At 67.5% G+C, this 22,880-nt stretch carries 21 protein-coding genes, 1 pseudogene and 1 riboswitch; of the genes and pseudogenes, 6 read left to right on the forward strand and 16 right to left on the reverse strand.

Annotation, left to right across the window (positions count from 1 at the left end):
* Window positions 1–224: 224 nt before the first annotated feature.
* The 8 genes from IPK20_25205 to IPK20_25240 all read right to left on the reverse strand — a co-directional run bounded on the left by IPK20_25205 (window position 225) and on the right by IPK20_25240 (window position 6,625).
* Window positions 225–1,013, reverse strand: coding sequence for an NAD(P)-dependent oxidoreductase (locus IPK20_25205; GenBank protein MBK8019661.1), 789 nt, complete (start codon window positions 1,011–1,013; stop codon window positions 225–227).
* Between the two features lie 13 nt (window positions 1,014–1,026).
* Entirely contained in the window at window positions 1,027–1,920 is an 894-nt protein-coding gene (locus tag IPK20_25210; GenBank protein MBK8019662.1) for an SPFH domain-containing protein, read from the reverse strand.
* 112 nt (window positions 1,921–2,032) lie between these two features.
* Window positions 2,033–3,067 (reverse strand): nitronate monooxygenase, encoded by a 1,035-nt coding sequence (locus IPK20_25215; GenBank protein ID MBK8019663.1) that lies wholly within the window; start codon window positions 3,065–3,067, stop codon window positions 2,033–2,035.
* 70 nt (window positions 3,068–3,137) lie between these two features.
* Complete coding sequence (locus IPK20_25220; protein ID MBK8019664.1) at window positions 3,138–3,584, reverse strand: VOC family protein; 447 nt, start codon at window positions 3,582–3,584, stop codon at window positions 3,138–3,140.
* A 22-nt stretch (window positions 3,585–3,606) separates the two neighbouring features.
* Entirely contained in the window at window positions 3,607–3,855 is a 249-nt protein-coding gene (locus IPK20_25225) for a DUF1272 domain-containing protein (protein MBK8019665.1), read from the reverse strand.
* Window positions 3,856–3,959: 104 nt separating this feature from the next.
* Window positions 3,960–4,370: a hypothetical protein gene (locus tag IPK20_25230; protein MBK8019666.1), complete on the reverse strand. Its 411-nt coding sequence runs from the start codon at window positions 4,368–4,370 to the stop codon at window positions 3,960–3,962.
* A 76-nt stretch (window positions 4,371–4,446) separates the two neighbouring features.
* Complete coding sequence (locus IPK20_25235) at window positions 4,447–5,496, reverse strand: alpha/beta fold hydrolase (GenBank protein MBK8019667.1); 1,050 nt, start codon at window positions 5,494–5,496, stop codon at window positions 4,447–4,449.
* A gap of 25 nt (window positions 5,497–5,521) precedes the next feature.
* Window positions 5,522–6,625, reverse strand: coding sequence for a Zn-dependent alcohol dehydrogenase (locus IPK20_25240; protein MBK8019668.1), 1,104 nt, complete (start codon window positions 6,623–6,625; stop codon window positions 5,522–5,524).
* A 207-nt stretch (window positions 6,626–6,832) separates the two neighbouring features.
* On the opposite strand from IPK20_25240, the gene IPK20_25245 reads away from it, so the two are divergent.
* Complete coding sequence (locus IPK20_25245; protein ID MBK8019669.1) at window positions 6,833–9,181, forward strand: CHASE domain-containing protein; 2,349 nt, start codon at window positions 6,833–6,835, stop codon at window positions 9,179–9,181.
* Between the two features lie 5 nt (window positions 9,182–9,186).
* Window positions 9,187–9,387 (forward strand): hypothetical protein, encoded by a 201-nt coding sequence (locus IPK20_25250; GenBank protein MBK8019670.1) that lies wholly within the window; start codon window positions 9,187–9,189, stop codon window positions 9,385–9,387.
* Between the two features lie 152 nt (window positions 9,388–9,539).
* Here the strand turns inward: IPK20_25250 and IPK20_25255 are convergent, their stop codons facing one another.
* Entirely contained in the window at window positions 9,540–10,403 is an 864-nt protein-coding gene (locus tag IPK20_25255; GenBank protein ID MBK8019671.1) for an MBL fold metallo-hydrolase, read from the reverse strand.
* 74 nt (window positions 10,404–10,477) lie between these two features.
* Complete coding sequence (locus IPK20_25260; GenBank protein MBK8019672.1) at window positions 10,478–10,615, reverse strand: hypothetical protein; 138 nt, start codon at window positions 10,613–10,615, stop codon at window positions 10,478–10,480.
* 21 nt (window positions 10,616–10,636) lie between these two features.
* Here IPK20_25260 and IPK20_25265 point away from each other — a divergent pair, with 21 nt between their 5' ends.
* The gene (locus tag IPK20_25265) at window positions 10,637–11,125 is read left to right on the forward strand and encodes a PaaI family thioesterase (protein ID MBK8019673.1); all 489 of its coding nucleotides are present in this window, start codon (window positions 10,637–10,639) and stop codon (window positions 11,123–11,125) included.
* 82 nt (window positions 11,126–11,207) lie between these two features.
* Window positions 11,208–13,857: pseudogene (gene pepN / locus IPK20_25270) on the forward strand (aminopeptidase N).
* Window positions 13,858–13,899: 42 nt separating this feature from the next.
* On the opposite strand, the gene IPK20_25275 reads toward pepN, so the two are convergent.
* Window positions 13,900–14,838: a response regulator gene (locus tag IPK20_25275; GenBank protein MBK8019674.1), complete on the reverse strand. Its 939-nt coding sequence runs from the start codon at window positions 14,836–14,838 to the stop codon at window positions 13,900–13,902.
* Window positions 14,835–16,163: a protein kinase gene (locus tag IPK20_25280; GenBank protein MBK8019675.1), complete on the reverse strand. Its 1,329-nt coding sequence runs from the start codon at window positions 16,161–16,163 to the stop codon at window positions 14,835–14,837. The genes IPK20_25275 and IPK20_25280 overlap by 4 nt, the downstream gene beginning before the upstream one ends.
* A 323-nt stretch (window positions 16,164–16,486) precedes the next feature.
* Window positions 16,487–16,576, forward strand: a riboswitch (cyclic di-GMP riboswitch).
* Window positions 16,577–16,649: 73 nt separating this feature from the next.
* On the opposite strand from IPK20_25280, the gene IPK20_25285 reads away from it, so the two are divergent.
* The gene (locus tag IPK20_25285) at window positions 16,650–19,073 is read left to right on the forward strand and encodes a S8 family serine peptidase (protein MBK8019676.1); all 2,424 of its coding nucleotides are present in this window, start codon (window positions 16,650–16,652) and stop codon (window positions 19,071–19,073) included.
* On the opposite strand, the gene IPK20_25290 is transcribed toward IPK20_25285, so the two are convergent.
* The 4 genes from IPK20_25290 to IPK20_25305 form a co-directional block, all read right to left on the reverse strand.
* Entirely contained in the window at window positions 19,028–19,522 is a 495-nt protein-coding gene (locus IPK20_25290; protein MBK8019677.1) for a type II secretion system protein, read from the reverse strand. The two genes, IPK20_25285 and IPK20_25290, sit on opposite strands and share 46 nt — an antisense overlap.
* Window positions 19,516–19,998 (reverse strand): type II secretion system protein, encoded by a 483-nt coding sequence (locus tag IPK20_25295; GenBank protein ID MBK8019678.1) that lies wholly within the window; start codon window positions 19,996–19,998, stop codon window positions 19,516–19,518. Before IPK20_25295 ends, IPK20_25290 begins: the two co-directional genes overlap by 7 nt.
* A 76-nt stretch (window positions 19,999–20,074) precedes the next feature.
* Window positions 20,075–20,377 carry a hypothetical protein gene (locus tag IPK20_25300; GenBank protein ID MBK8019679.1) on the reverse strand — a complete coding sequence of 101 codons (303 nt, stop codon included), beginning with the start codon at window positions 20,375–20,377 and terminating at the stop codon, window positions 20,075–20,077.
* A gap of 73 nt (window positions 20,378–20,450) precedes the next feature.
* Entirely contained in the window at window positions 20,451–21,590 is a 1,140-nt protein-coding gene (locus tag IPK20_25305; GenBank protein ID MBK8019680.1) for an ABC transporter substrate-binding protein, read from the reverse strand.
* A gap of 131 nt (window positions 21,591–21,721) precedes the next feature.
* Here IPK20_25305 and prpF point away from each other — a divergent pair, with 131 nt between their 5' ends.
* Entirely contained in the window at window positions 21,722–22,864 is a 1,143-nt protein-coding gene (gene prpF, locus IPK20_25310; protein ID MBK8019681.1) for a 2-methylaconitate cis-trans isomerase PrpF, read from the forward strand.
* The last annotated feature ends 16 nt before the right edge of the window (window positions 22,865–22,880 follow it).

A 22,880-nucleotide genomic window follows, 5' to 3' on the forward strand; every position in this document is an offset into this window, starting at 1 on the left:
CATCATTAACATCTTCGACGCCATGTCGGTCTGCGCAAGCACGCAACTGGCGTCCCGCCCGGAGGGGGAATGTGTTGACAGGAATCACCGTGTCGTCGCGAAACACGCACGTACCGGTAACCGCCATGGAGGTCGCCTTCCCGGAGTGATGCGCGAGCGATCGGATGGCGGGATCGCGCCGGTTTGCGAGGGCGGCGAGATTCGCGCGGCGGGGGAATCGCCGCTCAGCCGTCGCGTTCCCAGACGCAGTACACGCCGCCCTGGAGCGTCTCGGCCAGAGGATCCGTACAGGTTCCGTCGACACCTTCCAGTTCGGGCGCGAACGTCTCGGCATCGTCCTGCGGGTGGTAGCCGAGCCTCTCGGCGGCGGCGTCCTTCCACCACCGCCGGGCGTTGTTCGACATCCCGTAGACGATCTCGTAGCGCACGTCGGCTTCGATGGCTCGCTCGACCAGTTGCCCGAGGTCGCGGTGGCTGATCCACGAGGACAGGTGGCGCCGTTCGGCCGGCGCATCCGGACGGAGCAGCGTGCCGATGCGGATGCACACCGAAGCAAGGCCGAACTTGTCGGCGTAGAAGCTCAGCAAGGTCTCGCCGAACACCTTCGACACGCCGTAGCGCGTGTCGGGCCTGGGCAGGCTGCTTTCGTCCAGCGTCTGCCGCCGCGAGTAGAAGCCGATCGCGTGGTTGGACGACGCGAACACGAAACGCCCCACCCCCGCCTGCCGCGCCGCCTCCACCACACGGTAGCAACCGTCGATGTTGGCATCGCGTATCGCCTCCCACGGCGCCTCGGTGGGCACGCCTGCCAGATGGACCACGGCGTCCGCGCCGGCCATGGCCAGGGCGAGCACATCCGGATCGCCGATGTCACCCTGCAGGACACGCTCGCCCTCGCAGGCATCCGGCATCGGTTTCAGGTCCAGAAGCGTCAGGCGGTAGCGGCCACGCAGTTGCTCGCGCAGCACCCCCCCCACAAGTCCGGCAGCGCCGGTGATCAGCACGCACTTCATGGTCGGTCTCTCCTCAGGCAGCGCTTGCCGCCGAGCCCGTCGACATCTGCAGAACGGGCTGCGCTTCGTTCTCGCCCACCAGGACCGTCATGAGATTGGTGACCAGCTGGGCGCGCTGATCGTTGGACAGCTGCACGAGTTTTCTGGATTCGAGCTGCGACAGCGCGATCTCCACCATGCCCACCGCGCCCGCGACGATCGTCTGCCGGGCGGCCACGACCTGCTGCGCCTGTTGCTGCCGCAGCATCGCCATGGCGATCTCGGGCGCGTACGCCAGATGGGCCAGGCGCGCATCGAGAACGCGCAGCCCGGCCGGTTCCACGTGCTGCTCGATGGTCTCGATCAGTTCCTTCGCGGTGCCCTGCACGTTTCCTCGCAGGGTGGCGTTGCGGTTCGGACCGTCGTAGGGATGGGAGCCGGCGACCTGCCGCAGGGCGGACTCGGACTGGACCCGGATGTATTCCGAGTACGCCTCCACTTCGAACATCGCCCGGAACGTGTCGCTCACCTGCCAGGCGATGACCGCCCCGATCTCGATGGGATTGCCGTTGGCGTCATTCACTTTCAACGTCGGGGTGGCGAGATTCTGGATGCGCAACGAAAGCTTCTGCAGACGGCAGAGCGGGTTGTAGTAGTGGAACCCGTCCTCGCGCACCGAGCCTGCGTACTTGCCGAAGAACGTGAGCACCGCAGCCGTGTTCGGCTGCAAGATCACGAAACCCTTGAGCGCCAGCAGAAGGATCGCGCCGAGCAGAAGCGGCGGTGCAAAGGACAACGGACCCGGAACGGCGCCCGACGCGACCGACAACACGGCGTGACGCCACAGGTGCCACTCCAGCGCAGCGAGCACCAGCACGACGATCACACCGATCCACCCCGAGACGGTAAGCGCGCTGCGTTCTTCCACGGCGATCTCCATGGTTGGCGGAACGCCGACCGTATCACGGGAAAAGTCGGCGGCTCAATGGAACCGGGCCTGCGCCCCTCCGCCGAACCGCCGTCGCGGCCGCTCGCGTTGATCAGAGCCCGGCCAGTTCCCGCGTGAGTTCCGCGGCGGGGATTGCCTTGCAGCCGGTGGCGTTCTGACCCGACCATAACGGTGAGAAGTCACCGCTGCCCGCCGCTTCCGCCTTCGCGCGTATCGGCGTGATGGCCGAAGTGGCGAGGGGAAACCTCGGCGCCGCCTCGTTCATGGGTCCCACTTCCCGGATGAACCGGTTGACGATGCCGCGCGCGGGACGGCCCGTGAAGAGGTTGGTGAGCACGGTGTGCCGCGCGGCGTCGCTGGCCAATGTGTCGTGATGGATGTCGCTGATGGTCGATTCCGGACACCTGAGATAGGCGGTGCCGATCTGGGCTGCCGATGCGCCCAGAGCCAGGACCGCCCGCACCCCCGCGGCATCGGCAATCCCGCCGGCTGCAATGACCGGTACCCGGACCGCCCGCACGATCTGCGGCACGAGCGCCAGGGTGCCGATCTGCGTGGAAAGATCGTCGGTGAGGAACATGCCGCGATGGCCCCCGGCTTCCACGCCTTGCGCAACGATGGCATCCGCGCCATGCGCTTCGAGCCAGCGCGCTTCGTCGACGGTGGTGGCGGACGAGATCACCAGCGAACCCCAGGACTTCACCCGCGCCAGCAGTCCGGCCGACGGAAGCCCGAAGTGAAAGCTGACGACCTGGGGAGGCGCCTCGGCCAGCAGTTCTGCAGCCTCGGCACTGAACGGGGCCCGGCCCGGGCCTGCCGGTATGGATGAAGCGTCGATGCCGAACTCGCGATAGTAGGGGCCCAGCCGCTCCCGCCATGCGGCCTCGCGCGCGTCGTCCTGGAGAGGCGGTTCATGGCAGAAGAAATTGACGTTGAACGCGCGGTCCGTGTGTCCGCGAATGATCTCCAGTTCCTTGCGGATACCCTCCGTACTGAGGGTGGCGCAGCCGACGGACCCGAGCCCGCCCACGGCCGACACGGCGGCCGCAAGCGCGCCGGCCTGTGCGCCTGCCATCGGAGCCTGGATGATCGGGACATCGAGCCCCAGTGTTTGCATGAGATTCATGAGAGTCCTCGCGAGAATGTTCGGAACGGCGCAGGTGCTGGCCGGCTGGCTGGGCGCAACGAGGAGCGGATCAGACCTGCTCGAGGTCGTTCCAGCGGTCGTGCCGGTCGCGCCGCTCCTGCCTGTAGTTGGTGATCTCGAGCCGGATGCCATCCGGGTCGGTGAAGAAGACGGCCCAGTAGTCCGGAGCGTATTCCCGATGCAGTTCGGGCCCTTCCACGTCGACTCCCAGCGCGCGCAATTCGTTCGCCGCGCGCTTCACATCGTCGGCCGACTCCACCCGAAGACACAGATGATGCAGCCCGGGCGCGTACGGGTCGTGCGCTCCGGCCGAGCGCGCCGGACGCAGCACGACGCCGAAATGCCGGTTGTAGTACTGGACGTGCGGATCGCCTCCGAGCGTGAAGGCGTTGCGGCGAAACCCGAGCGCGGGCATCACGCGGTCGTAGAAGGATTCGGACCTGCGCGGGTCGGATACGGCGAGATAGAGGTGATCGAACCCTGTGATTTCGACCATGCGGCGTTCCCCGGCCGCGCGCTCAGGAGACCCGGGCGCAGCCGGCAGGCTTGTGCACGCGGATCGAGGACGGCGGATTGGCGGCAAGCTTCGTGTCGGGACGCCGCGGTCTGGGAACGAGTTCGCCGCCGCAGTTGGGGCAGCGGCCGCCCAGCACGCCATCGGTGCAGTCCGCGCAGAACGTGCATTCGAAGGAACAGATGCGGGCATCCGTGCTGCCGGGCGGGAGATCGCGGTCGCAGCACTCGCAGTTGGGTCTCAGTTCCAGCATGGCGCACTCCTTCTCCACCCGATGGCAGGGCAGACGAAGATAGCACCGCCAGCGGCGTGACGTCGATGCGGATCGAGCCTCCGGAATTCAGCCGGAGGTCCCGCTCACTGCTTCACACCATCCCACGCCATGCGGGTATCGGAGGGGTCCGTCCCCCAGAATCCGCGGAAGATCCGGTAGTCGGTCGAGAAGAGCAGGCGGACGCTCCCGGTCCCGTACCGGTCTGTCCACGTGCAGCTCAGCAGATAGGCCGCCTCCCAGCCGCATTCGTCGAGTGTGCCGGTCTCGATGCCCTCTTCCTCCCCGATCGCGTAGCTGCCGCTCCACCGCCCCTCGGCATTGCGCGAGAACGCCGTCAGCACCGGATCGAAGTCGTCGCCGTTCAGCACCTGCCCTTGGTAGCTGCCAGAGAGCGGCTGCGGAGAATCGTCCTCTGCCCGCGCCCCCGCCGCCATCGAAGCGATCGTCACCGAGAGCAGGACGGCAATGCCGGAACCGCTGACCCGCTTGATCATGAGATGTCCCCACCCTGGAATGCCGCGCATCCGTTCGCGGCCCCGCCGAGCATACTCGAGTGGAGCCCGGACGGCCTCACGTCGCGAGGAATCCCGCGATCATCCGGTCGAGGAAGGCCGCGTCCTCGGGGCGTTGACTGGTCGCGGACTGGTGGCCCTGCGCCGAAGGGATTTCCTCGAAGCGCGCGCCCGGAATGGCAGCGGCGAGCGAGCGGGCCGCGTGTGCCGGATTGAACAGGTCGAGCGGAGGTGCAAGCACCAGCGTGCGTGCCCGGATCGATGCGAGCGCCGCCTCCGTGCCGGTCATGCCGGGAGTGGTGCCGACGTCGTGCGCTTCGTACGCCCACGACTGATAGAGATAGTCGATCGCCTGGAAACCGCCTGCCCGGTTGCGGGCCACCAGCGTATCGAACCACGCGTGGGCTTCGGCGGCATCGCGAGCGGCCGACTCGACGGCTGCCGGTGTGCGCGACAGCAACGCGGTCATGAGCCCCGTGTAGGCACGCCAGCCTCGCTCCGGTTCCGTCCGGAATCCGTCTCCGGTCCACGCGGGATCGGCCATGAGGCAGGACCTGGCCGTCTCGGTGACGAGCACCGCCCACGGGGAGGTCTTCGCCATGGGCGTCATCGCGATGCAGGCCCGGACCCGGTCCGGGTGGCTCACCGCCCACTGCAACGCCTGCATGCCTCCCATGGAGGCACCGACGACCGCGTGCAGGTTCGTCACATCCAGATGTTCGGAGAGCAATCGGTACTGAGCGTGGACCATGTCGCGCACGGTGAAGCGGGGAAACCGCATCCCCGGCTGGCGCTGGCTGTTGGATGGCGAGGTGGACAGACCGTTGCCGATCGGGTCGGTGGCGACGATGCACAGGCGGCCGGGATCCAGTGCCCGGCCGGGACCGATCAGGAAATCCAGACGGTGATGCGTTCCGGTGAGCGACGCGCACACGAGCACCACGTTCGAACGCTGCGCATCGGGCTCTCCATGCACCACGAACGACTGACGGTAGCCGGAGATGCGTTCGCCGGATTCGAGGACGAGCTCCCCCAGTTCGGCCACGCGATGCGGCGCCTCCACGTGGTCCGGTGCCGCCGGCGGATGTGCAGATGCATGAGCATTCATCGGGCAGGCCTTCCGCCAGGGGCGTTCAATCGAACATGACCACGGTCCGGATGCCTTCGCCCCGTGCGAGACAAGCGAACCCTTCGTTGATCTCGTCGAGAGCGATCCGGCGGGTGATGAGTTCGTCCAGCAGCAGACGCCCCGCGAGATACTCCCCGACGAGCCACGGAAAATCGCGCCGCGGCTTCGCATCGCCGTAGCTGGATCGCACGATGCGCCGCTCGCCCATCAGCGACCCCCAGCGGAACGTCACCTCCTGGTCCGCGTTCACCTTCCCGAGCCACACGACCTGGCCGCCGGGACGCACGGCTTCCACCGCAAGGCGGAACCCGGCAGGACGGCCCGCGGCTTCGATCACGCAATCGGCACCGCGTCCCTCCGTGAGCGCTTTCACCGCCTGCACCGCATCGGGCGACGAACCGTCCACCACATGCGTCGCGCCGAACTGCCTTGCCCGCTCCAGATGCGCGGAATCGACGTCCACGGCGATGATCCGGCCCGCACCCGCCAGTCTGGCGCCCTGCACGGCGTTCAACCCCACGGCCCCGCAACCGATCACCGCGACGCTCGCTCCGGCTTCCAGACGCGCTTTCCGGACCACGGCTCCGACACCCGTCATCACCCCGCAACCGATGATGCAGGCGCGGTCGAACGGCATCTCGCGCGGAATCGGAATCGCGCCCGACTGCGGGACCACCGTGTACTGCGCGTGCGTGGAGGTGACCGAGTAGTGATGAACGGGTTGGCCGCCACGGCGCAGGCGGGTGGTCCCGTCGAGAAGCAGCCCGCGCGGCTGATGGCGCGTGAACGGCTCGCACAGAATCGGCTGGTCGCGCTCGCAGTAGAAACAGTGGCCGCAGTGGGGATTCCACGACAGGATCACGTGGTCGCCCGGCCGGACGCCGGTCACTCCGCTGCCGACGGCCTCCACCACGCCCGCACCCTCGTGGCCCAGGACGATGGGCAGCGGATACGGCAGCGAGCCCTGCATCACCTCGAGGTCCGTATGGCACAGACCGCTCGCCCGGATCTTCACGAGCACGTCGTCCGCAGCCAGTTCGCCCAACTCCAGCGTCTGGACGGCGAGCGGCGCGCCGACCTCGTTCAGCACTGCGGCGCGGAATTCCATGCCGGCTCATCTCCCGGGAAAGGTCTGGCCCGTGAACACCGACCGCCCTGCAACGGCAGGCGGCGGGGACAGTGAGTGTGGCCGTGTGGCTGTGGCCGGCAGCCCACATGCGGCCCGGGAATCATACCCGCGCCGTCCACGGCGGCGCGGGCGGAAGCGCGGTTGACCATCCCTACAGAACGGGAACGCGAGGCCGTTAACACGTTCATGCCGCGTTCTGCCCGCTCCAGCCCCGCCACGGTGCTCCCGCCTGCGTCCTCCGGTCGCCGCTGGGTGACACCGCTGGCCGTCCTGCTCGGCGGACTGGCCCTGTCGTTCGCGGTGTGGCAGGCCGTGGAGGTGCAGACCGACGTGGCCATCGGTGACCGCTTCGACGGGGTGGTGACCGACGTCACGACGCGGCTGGAGCAGCGCATCGATGCCTACGCGCAGATCCTGCGCGGTGGCGCGGGCGTCGCCCTCGTCGAGGACGGGCTCGACCGCGGCGACTGGGCGCTGTATTACCGGAGCCTGCAGATCCCCGACCGTTTCCCCGGAGTCCAGACGTTCCTCTGGGTGCCCCGGGTGGACCCGGACCGTCTCGATGTCTTCGAGCGGGAGATCCGGTCGAAGGGACACCCCCAGTACAAGGTGTGGACAAGAAGCGATCGCCGTCCCCAGACCGCCATCGCCTTCGTGGAGCCCTTCGTGCCGGAGAACGTCAAGGCCCTCGGGTTCGACATGTTCTCCGAAGGGGCGCGGCGCGAGGCCATGATCCGCGCCCGCGACAGCGGCGAGGTATCGATCACCGGCAAGGTCCTGCTGGTGATCGACAACCGCCCCCTGCCCGGCTTCATCATGTATCACCCCGTCTACCGGGATGGCGCCATGCCGCCGGACGTCCGAAGCCGGCAGGCGGCGCTGGTGGGTTACGTGGCGAGCGCCTTCCGGGTGCAGGACCTGCTGAACGCCACGCTCGGCACCAAGCGCGAACAGGTCCACCTGCGAGTGTTCGACGGCCTGGAGCCCACCCGGGACGAAATGCTCTACGACAGCGAGCCGGCCCCCGACGAGACCGCCCTGCGGCAGGCGCAGCTGGTACGCATGGCCCCCTTCGCCATCGGCGGGCGGACGTGGACCCTGCACCTGTCGTCCACCCCGCAGTTCGAGGCGGCGGTGGCACACGGCAGCGGCTTGCTCATCGCGGTTTCGGGCGTGCTCCTGAGCGGCCTTGCGGCGTGGGTGACATGGCTTGCCCTGAGCCTGCGGGACCGTTCGCGCTCGCTGGCCGCCATGGCGGCGTCGCTGCGATCCCAGCAGGACGAGCTGGAGGCAGCGAACACCGCTCTCGTGCAGGCGCGCGACCAGGCGCTCGCCGCCGCCCAGGCCAAGAGCGAGTTCCTGGCCAACATGAGCCACGAGATCCGCACCCCCATCCACGGGTTCATGGGACACACCGAACTGGCGCTGGGCAATCCGCTGGACACGGAAACGCGAAACCACCTCGAAGTCGCCCAGAGCTGCGGCGACGCGCTGCTTGCCGTGGTGGACGACATCCTCGACTACAGCAAGCTGGAGGCGGGGCGCTTCGATCTGGACCGCGTGGCCTTCGACCTGCGCGAGCTGCTGCGCCAGAGCGTGCAGACGGTCGAACTGCGAGCGCGGGGCAAGGGTCTCGACATCACCTGGAACGTGACTCCGGAAGTGCCCGAACGTCTCATCGGCGATCCCAAACGGCTTCGTCAGGTGCTGCTCAATCTCCTCTCCAATGCCGTCAAGTTCACCGCGAACGGCAGCGTTCAGGCCGCCGTCGCGTTCCGCCGCGGCGGACCGGACAACGTCACGCTGCGCATCTCGGTGAGGGATACCGGCATCGGCATGAGCGAGGAGACACGACAGAAGCTCTTCCAGGCGTTCTTCCAGGCCGATACGTCGATATCCCGGCAGTTCGGAGGCACGGGGCTCGGTCTTGCCATCTCGGCGCGGATCGTGGCGCTGATGGGCGGCATGATCGAAGTGGAAAGCGCACCGGGCACAGGCAGCGAATTCCACTTCGAGGCGCGCTTCGCCATCGATCACTCCCGCACCGCGGCGGATGGCACGGGCGGCCGTGTCGTCGAACTGTCCCGGAGCGCCGCCTCGCCGCCGCGTCTGCGCGTGCTCGTGGCGGAGGACAATCCGGTGAACCAGGCGCTCATCCGGAGAATGCTCGAACGGCTGGGCCAGGACGTCACGCTCGCCGACAACGGTGTCAATGCCGTCACCGCCGCGCTGGCAGAGGACTTCGATCTGATCCTCATGGATCTGCAGATGCCCGACATGGACGGACTGGAGGCTTCGCACCAGATCCGCCAGCGCGCCAAGGCCCAGGGCCAGACACGCGTGCCGATCTATGCGCTTACGGCAGACACCCTGCCCGGGGATCGCGAGAAATGCGTCGAGGCGGGAATGGACGGCCATCTCTCCAAGCCTCTGCCGATGGAGCAGCTGCGTCAGCTGCTCGTCCGTGTCGCGTCCGAACGAGCCGAGATCCGAACCGAAGACACGTCCGCCCCTTCCCGGACGCTGACCGCCTGAGCCCCATGTTCCAGATGACCGACAGAGATCAGAAAGGCGCCACCCAGCTCGCCCTGGCGCCGACCCGTGCCCACGCGGCGCCGTCCCTTCCGGCACGGCCCACCCGCTTCACGGCCCACCTCCGGCGCCTGACGCCCCCGGGCACGTGGTCCCCCGGCGCCATGCTGCTGCCCGGCGGCGACTGCGACTTCTACGAACCGCGCTGAGGCCCGGCCCGGCCGGCGGCGAACGGACCGGCGCCCGCCTCACCCGCCCGGACACACGGCGGCTCCGCCGTTCGCCTCGTGCGGAACGCGGGCTATATCCCGCGACCCCGTCATCGGTGACTGCGGGAGGTCCGATCGGTATCAGACTTTCTCTAGCTGCGGAACGGGATCTTGAGATACCGCATGCCGTTGCCTTCGGGAGCAGGCAAGCGGCCGGCGTTGATGTTGAACTGAAGGCTGGGATACAGCAGGCGCGGCGCATTCAACCGCTTGTCCCGCGCCTGCCGGAACTGCACGAAGGCTTCCTTCGTGCTCTTCGCCGGAAGCTGCACGTTGTGGAGCTTCTCTTCCCCGATGGTGGATTGCCACAGGACCTCCCGCCCCCCGGGCTGGTAGTCGTGGCCGACGAACACGCGCGTTTCGTCGGGAAGGGTGTAGAGCCGCCCGGTGATGGAATCGAACAGCGTCTCAGCGCTTCCGGACGGGAAGTCGCACCGGCCCACGCCATAGTCCGGCATGAACAGGGTGTCCCCCGTGAACACCGCGTCGCCCACGAGAAACGAGACGCATGCCGGTGTGTGCCCGGGGGTGGCGATGATTCGGATGCGCAGGGCACCCGCCTCGATCATCTCGCCATCCTGCAGCAGCCGGTCGAACTGGCTGCCGTCGGTGGGGAAGTCCGGGGCGAGGTTGAACACCGGCTTGAAGGCGGCCTGGACCTCGCGGATGCGCTCGCCGATGGCCACCTTGGCGTCGGGAAAGCGGGTCTTCATCTCCTGCGATCCGGTCAGATGATCGGCATGGGCGTGCGTGTCGAGAATCCAGTGAAGCTGCAACCGCCGATCGCGGATGAAATGCTCGACCTCGTCCAGCGAACGCGTGCTCACGCGCGAGGGCGCGGGATCGTAGTCGAGCACCGCGTCGATCACCACGGCATCCCGCGTGTCCGGATCCCACGCGACGTACGTGAGAGTCCAGGTACCCGCGTCGAAAAAGGCTTTGACTTCAGGATTCATGAGGTGCATTCCCGGGCCGGAACTTCGAAGCCGGAAGGATGCCACAGCAGCGGCGGCCCGCGGGTTGATTCAGGTCAGGCGCCCGGACCGCTGAAGGCCGGCCAGCGCACGTGCGTCACGCCGCAGACCGGCACCGGCAGCGTTGGCAGTCCTGCCCCGATCCCGAGGCCGATCGGCCTGCCCACGTCCGTCGGTTCTTCCCTAGAATTCACGTTTGCCTCTCCGCTCTCACCGTGAACGCGACCCTTCCCGACTGGCCCGGCCACTGTTTCGGCTGTTCCCCCCGGAACCCTCTGGGACTCCATCTGCGCTTCGAGCGGACCGCCGAGGGCTGCCGCACTTCCCATTCCGTCTCCGACCGGCACTGCGGCATCGAGGGCATCGCCCACGGCGGCATCGTGTCGACCCTGCTGGACGAAACAGCCGCCTGGGCGATCATCCTGCACTCGGGACGTCTGGGGCTCACGACCCGGATGGGCGTGGAGTTCGTGAAGCCGGTGCCGACCGCCACTCCGCTGGAACTGGAGGCATGGATCGTGTCGCGCGATGGAAAGCGGGCCACGACCCGCGCCGAGATCCGCGATGGCGGCGGCGCGGTGCTTGCCCACTGCGCCGCCGAATGGGCGCTGGCCTCCGCGGCCGTGGTCTCCCGCATGAGCGGGCTCGATCGCTCGCTGCTGGCCGGCTTCTTCGCCGCAGCGCATCCCTCACCGGCGGACTGAACGCAACCGCATTCGCGCCGTCGAACCCTCTACCGGGTCCGGCGGCATGCCCCGACAACATCCTGCACGAGCGACATCATCCATGAGAGATCCCGCCCCCAACGTCATCCGCCTGGAGGACTACACGCCTCCCCCGTTCCTCATCGACACCGTGGAACTGGACGTCGACATCCAGACCGATCACGCGATCGTCCGGGCGGCCATGGCGATACGGCGCAACCCCGACGCCAGGGCGCCGCGCGCGGCGGCCCTCGAACTCGATGGCGACGAACTTGCGCTCCTGTCCGCGGAGATCGACGGCAGGACGCTCGCCTCGTCCGAATACGCTGTGACACCCGAACGGCTGTCCATTGCCGGCGTGCCCGATGCGTTCACCCTGCGCACAACCACGCAGGTCGACCCCTTCGGCAATACCAAGCTGATGGGATTCTTCAAGTCCAAGGATGGCCTTTTCACCCAGTGCGAGGCAGAGGGCTTCCGCCGGATCACCTGGTTCCTCGACCGTCCGGACGTGATGGCCCGCTACCGGGTCACCCTGCACGCCGACCGCGCGCGCTATCCGGCGCTGCTCTCCAACGGCAATCTGGTCGCGGAAGGCGAAGAACCCCACGGCCGCCACTTCGCACGGTGGGAAGACCCCTTCCCCCAAACCCTGCTACCTCTTCGCCATGGTGGCCGCGAAACTCGACGTGCTGGAAGATCACTTCGTCACACGCTCCGGCAAGCAGGCGCTCCTGCAGGTCTACGTCGAGCCCGGAAAACTGGATCAGGCGGGCTTCGCCATGGATGCCCTCAAGCGGTCCATGCGCTGGGACGAGGAAGTCTTCGGCCTGGAACTCGATCTCGATCGCTTCATGATCGTCGCCGTGGGCGACTTCAACATGGGCGCGATGGAGAACAAGGGGCTCAACGTCTTCAACACCAAGTACGTGCTGGCGCGTCCCGACACCGCGACGGACACGGACTACCTCAACATCGACCGCGTGGTGGCGCACGAGTATTTCCACAACTGGACCGGCAACCGCGTGACCTGCCGCGACTGGTTCCAGCTCTCCCTCAAGGAAGGCCTCACCGTCTTTCGCGACCAGGAGTATGGCTCGGACACGTACTCGCGGCCGGTCCAGCGCATCCAGGAAGTGCGCGGCCTGAGAGCCATGCAGTTCCCCGAGGACTCCGGACCGATGGCCCACCCCATCCGTCCGCAGTCGTACATGGAGATCTCGAACTTCTACACGGCCACGGTGTACGAGAAGGGCGCGGAAGTCGTGCGCATGATCCACACGCTGATCGGCAAGGATGCCTTCCGGCGCGGCATGGATCTGTATTTCCGGCGGCACGACGGCCAGGCGGTGACCTGCGACGAGTTCGTGCAGGCCATGCAGGACGCGAGCGGCGTCGACCTCGGCCATTTCCGCCGCTGGTACGACCAGGCTGGCACTCCACGCGTCGCCATCCGGTCCGAGTACGACGATCGGGCCCGCGTCTTCACGCTTCATGTCCGCCAGCACTGCGCACCCACGCCGGGGCAGCCCGACAAGAAGCCACTCCACATTCCGCTGGCTGTCGGACTGGTGGGCGAGGACGGGCGCGACTTGCCGCTGCGTCTCGTGGGCGAGGACAGCGCAGGCCCGGCTACGCGCGTGCTGTCGGTCACCCAGACGGAGCAGAGCTTCCACTTCGCGGACGTCACGGCGCGTCCGGTGCCCTCGCTGGGCAGAGGGTTCTCGGCGCCCGTGGTGCTCGAGTACGACTACCGCGAGCAGGAACTCGCGCTGCTCCTCGCATCCGACAGCGATCCGTTCAATCGCTGGGAAGCCGGGCAGCGCCTGGCGCTGGGTCTCATCCTCCGCTGTGTCGAGCAGCGCAAGGCCGGCAAGGCGTACGACATTCCGAAGAGCTTCGTCGAGGCCTTCGGCCGTGTGCTGGCCGACGCGCCGTCGGACCCCGCCTTCGCGGCCGAAGTGCTCTCGCTCCCCTCCGAGGCGTACGTCGGCGAACAGATGGAAACGTGCGATCCGGAGGCCATTCACATCGTGCGCGTACGTCTTCGCCAGCACCTGGCCGAAACGCTGCGCGAACCGCTGCTGGCAACCTTCCGGTCGATGGCGGTGCCGGGCCGCTACAGCCCCGATGCGGCATCCGCCGGCAAGCGCGCTCTGCGCAACCTGTGCCTGGGCTATCTGATGGAACTGGAGGACGACGAGATCGTGGCCGTGTGCGTTGCTCAGCTCGACGGCGCGGACAACATGACCGATGCGATGGCCGCGCTGGCGGCGCTGGCCAACGCGGAGTGTCCGGAACGGGAGCCGGCACTGCAACGCTTCCACGAGCGCTGGAAGCACGAGGCCCTGGTCCTCGACAAATGGTTCGCCGTGCAGGCCATGTCGCGTCTTCCCGGGACGCTCGCGCAAGTGCGCGCGCTCGCCAGGCATCCCGACTTCGACATCCGCAATCCCAATCGCGTGCGGTCCCTGATCGGCAGCTTCTGTCAGCACAACCCGGTCAGATTCCACGCTGCGGATGGCCAGGGATACGCACTGCTGGCCGATTTCGTCACCCAGCTCGACGCGCTCAACCCTCAGGTGGCTTCGAGGCTGGCCCGTGCCATGGATCGCTGGCGCAAGTACGACGCGGGGAGGCAGGCGCACGCGCGTGCCGCGCTGGAACGCGTGCGTGATCACGCCGGACTTTCCAAGGACGTGACGGAAGTGGTGCTGCGCGCGCTGGAATGAGCCGCTCTGTCCGGGGCGTTCCGAACTGGCCGCGGCCGGTGATCAGGCGAGCGCCACGGCCGGAACGTAGCGGGCAATGACTTCGAGAAGACGTCCGTCGTCCAGCGGCTTGTCGAGATAGGCATCGCAGCTCACCATCTTGGCCTTGATGCGGTCGAGCGGCGAACCGTGGTCGGCGAGCAGTACGACCGCCGTCGGCTTGGCCGTGCGGCGCGTCTTGACCACCTTGCACACCTGGTATCCGTCGAGCCCGGCCGAGTCCACCGCCACGAACATGCAGCAGTAGTGGCGATGCGCGGAGAGCTGGAGCGCTTCGTCGCCGCTGTGCGCCACGTGCAGCGGAAGCCGGAGAGGTCCGAGCCGTGCGCGAAGCATGTCCATCACGGCCGGATCTTCCCCCACCACCAGGACCACATCTTCCTGGGGAACCTGTTTCGGTGTTTCGGCCGCGCGCGGCGTCGCGCCTGTCTTGCGTCGGGCGTCCGCCCCTCCCGTGGGCATGGGGTGCGTGATCACGCCGTCCGCCGCCCGCCGGAACTGCGGCTCCGCCACCGGCACGCCGAGTGCCCTTGCAATGCCGCCGGGAATGACATCCGTATCCGTCGCCTTGCGTGCGGCCGCCGGCGGGCGTTCGCTGCGCGGGCGGACGGCGAGATCGAAGGCGACGAACAGGCGGGCCCATTGCAGCGGCCGCGACAGCCGCGGCCAGCCGGTGCCCTGGTCGTGCTTGCCGATGAGGATCACCGGGATCCTGCGTTCGCGGTTGCAGGCCTGCAAGGCCGTCATCGCGTTGGCGTCGTCGGCGTCCACCAGGAAGACGTCGGGCGTTCCGGTCTCGTCCAGCTGCCGCACGAACTTCGGCGTGCGTCTGGCGGACATGTCGAAGATGCTCGCGAGCACCCTCTGTTCGGTGGGATTGAAGCCGAGCACTGCCACGGCGTGCTCCGGCTTCGCGGCGTCCGTCACGGGTTGGGGATTCATGCGACTCGCGGTTCCTGAAGATTGCCGCCGGAACTGCGCCCGCTCACGGACGAGATGGCTTCCAGCAGTTCGGATGCGTTCTGAAATCGTTCCTCCGGATTCTTGGCCATCATGCGATCGAGCAGGGGCTGCGCCCACTCGGTCGATGGCGGCAGCCGGGGAACGGGCCCATGCACGTGCATGTCGAGGATTCGCACGGGATTGTCGCTCTCGTACGGCTTCCGGCCCGTGAGCATCTCGTAGAGCATGACGCCGAGACTGTAGAGGTCGGCCCGGTGGTCGACCTTGTTGCCGGCCTTGAGATACTCGGGAGCCAGATAGCTGGCGGTTCCCACGACCTGTCCCGTGCCGGCGTAGCTCAACTGCACGCCTTCCTGGCGGGCGATGCCGAAATCCACCAGCACGTACGACCCGTCGCGCCGGCGCATGACGTTCTCCGGCTTCAGATCGCGATGCACGATCTCCGCTGCGTGTACCGCGCCGAGCGCGGCGGCGATCTGGGCGAGCGCATCGAGCGCGACCTCCTGGCGGAACGGCCTGCCCATGGCGGCGCGCAATTCGCCGCCCGGCAGGTACTCCATCGCGATGTAGGCGTGCCACTCGGTGAACCCGTGCTCATAGATGCGCGCGACGCCGGGATGCTCCACCTGCGCGAGCAGAACGGCCTCGTTGATCAGACGCTGGACCATGTCGCCGCCATCGTGTTCGCTGATGGGCAGCAGCTTGAGCACACGCTCCTCGCCCGTCGCTTCGTGCAGCGTGAGATAGACGATGGCCATGCCGCCGCGGCCGAGGGGCTTGATGACCCGGTAGCCGTTGACCATGGTCCGGTCCGCGTCGTCCGCGTAGCTCGGACGCGAAGGCCGCTCCCTCGAACCCGATGCGGCGGGCGGCTCGTCGGGAGATCGCGATCGCAGCAGGAGCGTATCGTCGGGCCCTCTGCGCCGGCCGCTGGCGGGATCCTCGTGTGCCCGTCCCTGCAGCACGAGCCGCACGGCATTGGTGAGCAGTTCTTCCGTGGCGGCCAGCGGCAGGACGAGATCGGCGGCCTGGGTGGCCTCCTTGCGTCTGCCTTCGCCGGCCAGAATGATGAGGGAGGCCTCGAGGCTGCCCGTTTCCAGCTTGATCAATTCCACGAAGTCCAGCGCGTTGAGACGCGGCGGAGCATCGATGAGAACGACGACGTCGGGGTGATCGCGTGCCACGGATTCGATGATCGATCGGATGTCGGGAAGCACCCGGGCGTCGTGTCCCATGGCCCTCATGGCCCGCAGAGTGAACGCGCTGCGCGAATGCGAAGGATCCAGGACGAGAACGATGGCCATGTGGTGACGCGGAAAAAGCTCGACAGAGAATCAGTTCAACGCTTGATCGGCAGCAATGCTGAAAGCTGAAGGCGGCATCTCGAGAACGCGCGGGCGAGTCTGTCGAACCTGGGACGCAGCCCCAACAGGCGCAGCCATTCGCAGGGAGCATGCCTTCCGTGGCGTGGTGACGAATTCCGGCAACGATGTCCGAGACGTCACCACACCCGCAGTGCGGTCGGACCTCCCGGAGCTGCGCGCTCTGCCCATGGGAGACGGCTGCCAGGGCATCACATGCACGGATCTTGCAATGCCGCGCGCGGGACGCACCCCTCATGCCGCGTCCTGCACAAGGGCAAACCTGCCGAAAGGCAGCGACGCAAAACCTCCGGTCTAACGGCGACGTACTCGCCCACGACAGCGGGGTTGCCAGCAGGGAGTTCGTGATCTCCCGGCACCGCGGGAATGCCTTTGCGCGATTGCGCACACAACGCCAAAGGAAACCGAATGCCCAGTCCCTCCCGCCGAGTCCTGACCCTCGCCGTTGCCGGCGCCTGTACCGCCCTGGCGCCCATTGCCGTCCATTCGGCCGAGGCAACTTCCGACGGTACGGCCGGCCTCTCCCTGACCAAGGCCCAGGAACGCTCGATCTCCAACGCGGCCTCGCACTCGCGCGCGTTGGCTGTCCACGATCAGGGCATCACCGGACGGAACGTCCGCATCAACGTGATCGACACGGGCGTCCGGGCGACGCATACGGAATTCGCCACCGGACGCGTGCTGGTCAGCGCCTCGCGGGACATGACGCGCTCGAGTCCGCCGGCGGGTTCCGGCGCCACCGACGGGCACGGTCACGGGACATTCGTCGCATCCATCGCAGCCGGCGGAGCGAATCTGCAGGGATTCGTGGGGGTGGCCCCGGATGCGATCGTGATCTCCAGTCAGGCCATGAGCGCCTCGACCGGATGGTCCGCGTCGGGAAGCACGCTGCTCGCCGCCGTGCGCAACGGCGTCAGCGCCGGTGCCTTCATCCACAACATGAGTCTCGGCGGCCCTGCTCCGGTCGGCGAATCCGCGCTGCGGGAGGCGGTGGCGGCGGGAACCCTGTCGGTGGTCGCCGCCGGCAACCGCGGCCTGGCGAACCCCGACTGGCCGGCCCGCTACGCGAAGGAGAGCTGGGCCAGCAATTCGATCATCGCCGTCGGCGCCGTCGACGCGAACAACACCATCGCGTCGTTCAGCAATCGCGCGGGCGATACGGCGAACTGGTTCGTGGTGGCGCTGGGCGTGAACGTGATCGGCGCAGGTGCCACGTCCAACACCGCGCTCGTTCAAGGTTCAGGCACCTCGATGGCCACGCCCGTCGTCTCCGGCGTGGCGGCCCTCATCAAGAGCCGCTGGCCGAACCTGCGGGCCTCCCAGGTCGGCCAGATCATCTTCGCCACCGCCACGGACCTGGGCGCCAGAGGCATCGATCCCGTCTACGGGCATGGCCTGGTCAACGCGGAACGGGCCATGCAGCCGGTCGGCCAGACGGGCACCCGTACCGCCTCCGGCACCTGGACGTTCAGCACCCAGGGAACGCTGCTCGCCACCACCCCCGTGTGGAGCGCCAAGGTGTCCTCCTTTGCTGCAAGCGGCGCGCTCGATCCCATCGTATTCGACAGCTTCCAGCGCGACTTCACTCAGGATGTCTCTGCATCGGTGGTCACGCCCCGCGCCGCAGGGTTCGAGGGACTCGCACCGTTTTCCGACCGGCAGATGCAGTTCGCCGAGAAGACGCTGGACCCCCTGGGTTCTCGCCTGATGGTGGCCGCGGAAACCCGTACCGATCTGCAGCGCGCCGACGGCTTCGAGACGCAGAGCCTGTTCAACTACGAGCACCGCTTCCGTTCCGCCAACGCCGTGCTGGGCGCGGCCTGGATCCAGAAGTTCGAGAACGGCATGCAGTTCGGCATGGGGACGGGCGGCATGAACGGATTCTTCGGCCTGCAGGGCATGGATACCGTGTCGACCCAGATGCACGCGCAGGGGCTGCAGAACCCCGTGCTGGGCATGATGCCCCCTGGCGCAGAGCGGCGGCATCGGAATGGATCTGTCGCGCGGATGGAACCTCAAGTTGGGCATCGCCTCCACGCAAGGCGGAAACGCGGTTGCGGAACAACTCGGCATCTCGGGCGGCATCGCGCTCAAGCAGACGCTCGCGATGGCGGAACTCAACCGCGCCTTCGACGAGGGCCGCACGGTGGTGGGCGTGCAGGTCGCCAGCCTGTCCGAGCGCGAATCGCTGTTCGGCGGCCAGGGCTACGGACTCATGAGCTTGAGCGGCATGACCGGGGCCACGCAGACGGTCACGCTGCAGGCGGCCTCGCGCCTTTCCGAAGACTGGGTCGCAGGCGCGCAATTCACCGCGGGCTATCTGGGATCGCAGACCAACCGCGATGCGAGCCTGGTGACCGGCAGCACCGCGATGTCGCTCACCGGCTGGGGCATCGGCGTGACACGGTTCAATGCGCTGGCCCAGGGAGACCGTTTCGCGATCACGTTGTCGGAACCGATGGCCGTGCGCTCGGGTTCCCTGCTGTTCGACGTGCCGGTCACGGACGGCAGCGGCAACGTGCAGTACCGGCGCGAAACGGTGTCGCTGGCGGGCAGCGCCCGAGAACGCCTGTACGAGGCTGCGTGGGTGCTTCCCCTGCCGAAGCAGATGGCGGCTCTCACCGTCTCGGGAATCCTGCGGCAGCACGCCCTCGGCGAAGCGTCAGCCCCCAGCGAACTGCTCGGAATGCTGCGCTATCAGCAGGCGTTCTGACGTTGCGCCCGGGCGGCCGTGGAGCGGCCCGGCGCGGGGAAGGACCGGCCGTGCCGAGATGGCCGGCGTTTCGTCAGAACCTGCCGGTCACTCCGGCCGAGAAGACCCAGTCGGCGTAACGCCGGGCCTTCGCCCAGGAGGGATTGAAGGGCCACAGGCGGTCACGGGGCAAGGGCTTTGCCTGGGACTGGGAGTGCACGCCGACGATGCCGCCCGACGCGTCCTTGACCAGACCCCACTGCGCCTTGCCGGTCATCGGATCGACGTAGACGCGCCTGAGGTGCTGACGGTTCGACTCGCCGCGCCGGTCGTTGACCAGTTCCTCCAGCGTCTTCGGCGCGCGCCCGCCGTCGTCCGGGGCGACGGCCGCGTAAGACGCGAGCGCGAACCGGAACTGCTCTCCGATCCACATGAGGTCGCGCTCCTTCGCGAGCCTGTCCTCCATTTCCCAACGCCGGGCGAGCGTGAAGGTGAGCAGCCCCGTCACCAGCAAGAGCAGGATCGTGGCCGACAGCAGGAACCCCCCCTGCGTGCGAGGCAGGGCGCGCGGATTCGGCCGGCTCACCATTGGCGATAGGGCACGCCGTTCAAACCCACCGCGGCCGACTGCGAGAACACGTCGAAGATGTCCGGTCCCGCCTGGGGATTGTCGGGGTCCGAACCGTAGCTGCGCGACCCCCACGTCCGCTCGGCGGGAAGCCTTTCGTTCGCGAAGGGATCGCGCGGCAGCCTGCGCAGGAAGTAGAGCTTGCGCCCGGCCGGATCGAGCTGGTCCGGCACGCCCAGCACCAGCACCTCCAGCGACCGCGGATAGCCGGAATCTCCCGGGAGGCGGGCGATGCGGCCCAGGTCTCCGGCCTGCTTGTAGTCGTCCAGGGCCTGGCGGATCTGACGCAGTGCGATACGCAGCTCGTGCTCCTTGTCGCGCTTCAGCGCGGTCACGACCATGGGCGTGACGAGGCTCGCGAGCAGCACGATGATTCCCATGGAAACGAGCAGCTCGACGAGCGTAAACCCCTGCTTCCGGCGCCACATGGCGGTCATCCCGCGATCCGTGAATGTCCCGGATTGGCTTATCGACGGCGCGCGCCGAAAGTGAAGGATGCTCCCCGGCATGCGGTCAGTCAGTGCCGCCGCGATCCGACCTGTTCGGCTCCGGGGCGGGTTGCGAGCGCGGCTTGAAGTTCTTCTTCTTCACGTCGTTGGACACCTTGTTGCCGATGCCCTTGGTGCTGTCCACGGTGCCCTTGCCGATGCTGCTGCCGACCTTGCCCAGTTCCTGGCCGAATTCCTTGAAACTGCCCAGCTTCTTCTTCGGCTTCTGTTCGTGCCTGGCGCTCTCGGGCGGGGGCGCATCCGCAGACTCCGCGGCAACAGCGGCAAGGGGCAGGCACAGCACCACGGCGGCGATCAGCTTGTTCATGCGAACCTCCTTTTGTCGACGGAATACGGTGAGACCGGAAAAGAGCCGGGGGATTCCCCGGCAGCGCCGCGGCTCACTTCCCGTCCGCGGCGAAGTCGATGTGCTTGATGAACGCGAGCCGGCCCTTTTCGTTGCGGACGATGGAATAGCCGTGCAAGCCGTCGCCGTTCTGGTCGAACGCGTACTCGCCCTCGATGCCCTTCAGTCCGCGCGTGGAGAGAATGGCCTTGCGCACGGCATCGGAATCCGTGGTGCCGGCCTTCTCGATGGCGTGCTTGAGAAGGTGCAGTCCCGCGTAGGACCACGCCGAATACAGGTCCGGATTGAAGCCGTGCTTCGCCTTGAACTTCTGCGAGAACACCTTGGATTCCGGATTGGCGTCGGGAAAGAAGTCGGTCACCACATAAGTGCCCCACAAGGCGTCGCCGGCCAGCTTGAGCGCGGTTTCGGTGGACAGCGACGTCGAACCGATCCACTCCACCTGCACGCCCAGTTGCCGCAATTGGCGGGCAAAGATGCCGACGTCCGGCGAGTTGGTCATGTAGCTGCCCACGATGTCGGCGCCTGCCTTCTTGAGGCTCAGCACCACCGCCGTGAAGTCCTGCTGGTTGTTGGTGTAGCCCTGGGTCATGACCGGCTCGATGCCCAGCGCCTTCAGGGCATCCGCCAGTGCCGCCTTGCCGTTCGCGCCGAACGTGTCGGTCGAATGGATGATGGCCCACTTCTTCTTGCCGAGCGTCCTGGCGCCGAACTCCGCCATCACGCGCGACGAGTAGAAGTCGTTGGGCCGCACGCGAAAGATCCACGGGTTGTTCACGCGCGTGAGGCTCGGATCGCTGCCGCCGATGACGGCGGGCAGTTTCGCCTTGGCGATAGTCGGCGAAGCCGCCTGCACCTGCGTGCTGCGCAAGGGGCCCACGACCGCGACGACCTTCTGGTCGACCAGCTTGGAATAGGCGAGCACCGTCCCGGGGTTGGTGCTCTGGTTGTCCTCCACCACCAGTTCGACGGTCCTGCCCAGGATTCCGCCCGCAGCGTTGATCTCCTCCAGCGCGAGCTGGGCACCTCGCAGCGTGAGCACACCGGCCTCCGCCTGCGGGCCCGTGGTTTCGTCCACCACCCCGATGCGGATCGGATCGGCGGCGCCGGCACCAAATGCCAGCAGCGACAGCATGGCGGCGATTCCCCGCCGGATGATTGCCTTCGTGATCATGTCGCTTCTCCATTCGTGTGATGTGCGGCGATGGTAGCCCCGGAGATCCCGCGCGGTCGATGTGCACCGCGGCGCGCCGTGCTGCCGGAGCGCTGCGGCATAATCGGCCCATCCGATTGATGCAATGCCACATGAATTCGCGAAAGATTCCCGCCGACTTCTGGCGCGGCGGCACGAGCAAGGGGATGTTCTTCCTCGACAGCGACCTGCCTGCGGATCCGGCGGAGAGGGAAGCGCTGCTGCTGCGCTTGGTGGGCAGCCCCGATCCGTACGGAAAGCATATCGACGGCATGGGCGGCGCGAGTTCGAGCACCAGCAAGGTCGTGATCGTCCGCCCGTCCGCTCGAGCGGGCTGCGCCGTGGAGTACCGCTTCGGCGCAGTTGCCATCGACCGGCCGGTGATCGACTGGTCCGGCAACTGCGGCAATCTCACCACCGCGGTCGCGCCTTTCGCCTTGCTGCATGGATTGGCATCCCCGGTGGAAGGCACGACGACCGTCGGTCTGTGGCAGGAGAACATCGGCAAGCGCATCGTCGCGCATGTGCCCGTGGCCGACGGCGAACCCGTGGAATCGGGCGATTTCGTGATGGACGGCGTGGCGTTCACGGGCGCGGAGATTCTGCTGGAGTTCATGGATCCGGGCGGCGGAGAAGGCGCCATGCTCCCCACGGGCCAGGTGTCGGATGAGCTGGAGGTCCCCGGACTCGGCCGCATCGAGGCCACGCTGGTCAATGCGGGCAATCCCACCGTGTTCGTCGCGGCCGACGCGCTGGGTCTCACCGCGCGCGAACTTCAACCGCAGGTCAACGGCGACGCCGCCTTGCTCGAACGATGCGAACGCATCCGTGCGCATGCGGCGGTGCGCATGGGTTTGGCCGCTTCGGCCGATGCGGCCACGCGCGACCGGCCGGCGACGCCCAAGCTTTCCTTCGTGGCGCCGCCTTCCCCCTATACGTCGTCGGCAGGAAAGGCGATCGAAGGCGAACGCATCGATCTCCTCGCCCGCATCCTGTCCATGGGCGCCCTGCATCACGCCTATACCGGCACCGGAGCGGTGGCGCTGGCCGTGGCGGCCGCGCTGCCGGGTTCGGTCGTCGCGAGGGCCTCACGGAACGGCGCCAGCTCCCAGGTGCGCATCGGTCACACGTCCGGGACCCTCACCGTCGGAGCGGAAGTGAAGCGCTCTGGGGACAGGTGGGAGGTCACCCGCGCGCTCATGAGCCGCAGTGCGCGCCGGCTCATGAGCGGTTGGGTCCACGTGCCGAACCGCTAGGGAAGCGCCGACTCGT

The sequence above is a fragment of the Betaproteobacteria bacterium genome (assembly GCA_016713305.1).
Classification (GTDB): Bacteria; Pseudomonadota; Gammaproteobacteria; order Burkholderiales.

Excerpts from the sequence above, each read along its gene's own strand:
- IPK20_25225 (MBK8019665.1), bottom strand. The coding sequence starts at position 3,855 with ATGCTGGAACTGAGACCCAACTGCGAGTGCTGCGACCGCGATCTCCCG.
- IPK20_25215 (MBK8019663.1), bottom strand. The coding sequence starts at position 3,067 with ATGAATCTCATGCAAACACTGGGGCTCGATGTCCCGATCATCCAGGCT.
- IPK20_25245 (MBK8019669.1), top strand. The coding sequence starts at position 6,833 with ATGCCGCGTTCTGCCCGCTCCAGCCCCGCCACGGTGCTCCCGCCTGCG.
- IPK20_25255 (MBK8019671.1), bottom strand. The coding sequence starts at position 10,403 with ATGAATCCTGAAGTCAAAGCCTTTTTCGACGCGGGTACCTGGACTCTC.
- IPK20_25220 (MBK8019664.1), bottom strand. The coding sequence starts at position 3,584 with ATGGTCGAAATCACAGGGTTCGATCACCTCTATCTCGCCGTATCCGAC.
- IPK20_25275 (MBK8019674.1), bottom strand. The coding sequence starts at position 14,838 with ATGAATCCCCAACCCGTGACGGACGCCGCGAAGCCGGAGCACGCCGTG.
- IPK20_25285 (MBK8019676.1), top strand. The coding sequence starts at position 16,650 with ATGCCCAGTCCCTCCCGCCGAGTCCTGACCCTCGCCGTTGCCGGCGCC.
- IPK20_25240 (MBK8019668.1), bottom strand. The coding sequence starts at position 6,625 with ATGGAATTCCGCGCCGCAGTGCTGAACGAGGTCGGCGCGCCGCTCGCC.
- IPK20_25205 (MBK8019661.1), bottom strand. The coding sequence starts at position 1,013 with ATGAAGTGCGTGCTGATCACCGGCGCTGCCGGACTTGTGGGGGGGGTG.
- IPK20_25230 (MBK8019666.1), bottom strand. The coding sequence starts at position 4,370 with ATGATCAAGCGGGTCAGCGGTTCCGGCATTGCCGTCCTGCTCTCGGTG.
- IPK20_25280 (MBK8019675.1), bottom strand. The coding sequence starts at position 16,163 with ATGGCCATCGTTCTCGTCCTGGATCCTTCGCATTCGCGCAGCGCGTTC.
- IPK20_25250 (MBK8019670.1), top strand. The coding sequence starts at position 9,187 with ATGTTCCAGATGACCGACAGAGATCAGAAAGGCGCCACCCAGCTCGCC.
- IPK20_25305 (MBK8019680.1), bottom strand. The coding sequence starts at position 21,590 with ATGATCACGAAGGCAATCATCCGGCGGGGAATCGCCGCCATGCTGTCG.
- IPK20_25300 (MBK8019679.1), bottom strand. The coding sequence starts at position 20,377 with ATGAACAAGCTGATCGCCGCCGTGGTGCTGTGCCTGCCCCTTGCCGCT.
- IPK20_25235 (MBK8019667.1), bottom strand. The coding sequence starts at position 5,496 with ATGAATGCTCATGCATCTGCACATCCGCCGGCGGCACCGGACCACGTG.
- IPK20_25295 (MBK8019678.1), bottom strand. The coding sequence starts at position 19,998 with ATGACCGCCATGTGGCGCCGGAAGCAGGGGTTTACGCTCGTCGAGCTG.
- IPK20_25290 (MBK8019677.1), bottom strand. The coding sequence starts at position 19,522 with ATGGTGAGCCGGCCGAATCCGCGCGCCCTGCCTCGCACGCAGGGGGGG.
- prpF (MBK8019681.1), top strand. The coding sequence starts at position 21,722 with ATGAATTCGCGAAAGATTCCCGCCGACTTCTGGCGCGGCGGCACGAGC.